Annotated in this window: 1 protein-coding gene; it reads left to right on the top strand. The window is 65.8% G+C overall.

Translation table 11 applies throughout. From position 1 onward, the window contains the following. Positions 1-90: 90 nt before the first annotated feature. Complete coding sequence (locus F6S12_RS32025) at positions 91-1,068, top strand: LysR family transcriptional regulator (RefSeq protein WP_041118052.1); 978 nt, start codon at positions 91-93, stop codon at positions 1,066-1,068. Positions 1,069-1,136: the final 68 nt, after the last annotated feature.

Raw genomic sequence — 1,136 nt, 5'->3', positions numbered from 1 at the left:
GTAGGAGCTGGCTTGCCAGCGAAGGCGATCCCACGGCCCCCCCCGTTCGCCCGCCAAGGAAGCAACACTCAACAAGACAGGGAGTCATCAATGTCATTTCTCGAACCCGCTCCACTCCAGGGCTTTGCGCCATATACCGCGCCCCAGGAACCCCGGGAAGCCTGGCTGGCCCTGGCCGCTGGCATCGAACCTGCGGTGGCCCAGTATTTTCTGGTCAGCGCCCGTTGCGGCTGCTTCATGCAGGCGGCCCGCAGCCTGAACATCAAGGCCACGCTGCTGCGCAAGCAACTGGCGCAGTTGGAGGAGCACCTGCGTCGTTCGCTGTTCTGCTACCAGGGCAATGCCTTGAGCCTGAGCCGCGAAGGCCTGCAACTGCAGGCCCAGCTGATAGCCCTGGCCCACCAGCGGCGGCTGCCGGTGATCGAGCAACCCCTGATCCGCGTGGCCGTGGCGGAAACCATCCTCCACGACATCCTTGGCCGTGACCTGATCGCCTTGCTGCGGCGCAACGCCAGCGCCCGGCTGGAAATCATCTCCATCGACAGCGACCTGTCCCTGCAGGCCCTGAGCGCCGACCTGGTGCTGTGGCTGGCGGCCGAGGATTCACCCCTGCCGGGCCCCAGCTTCGCCACCCGCGAACCCATGCCCCTGGCGCGCATCGACTACCTGCCGCACATCGCCAAGCGCTACTCCCGGGTCGCGGCCCGCCCCGACAGCCTGGACGACCTGGCGGACTACATGCTGGTGCAGTGGCAGCACGACCGTCATATCGAGCCGTTCCGGCCCTGGAACAACCTGGTGGAACAGCGCCTGGCCGGGGTGGTGCAGGTGCATTCCTATGAACTGATGCTGGAGATGATCCGCTGCAGCGCCTGCATTGGCCTGCTGCCGCAGTACATGAGCCGCTTCGACCGCGGCCTCACCGCCTTGCCGGGCCTGTTCGAGGAAAGCATGCAACGCCGCGCCTGGCTGGCGGTCAATGCCCAGGTGGAGCATGAAGAGCAGGTACAGCAACTGGTGGAACTGATCCTCAACACCTTCAGCGAACGCCAGGACTGGTTTGTCTGAACGGACCCGCCCGCTCTTGCAGAGATTCACCCCACGCCCACGAGCGGGCACCCACCGCGACTCCATGC

Origin of the sequence: Pseudomonas sp. JV245A, from assembly GCF_032424515.1 — a bacterium.
Lineage (GTDB): Bacteria > Pseudomonadota > Gammaproteobacteria > Pseudomonadales > Pseudomonadaceae > Aquipseudomonas > Aquipseudomonas protegens.
Note: the sequence above shows the minus strand (reverse complement) of the source record. Positions and strands in the feature narration are given on the sequence as shown.

What these genes read in the sequence shown, in the direction of transcription:
- F6S12_RS32025 (WP_041118052.1), top strand. Translation starts at nt 91, where the DNA reads ATGTCATTTCTCGAACCCGCTCCACTCCAGGGCTTTGCGCCATATACC.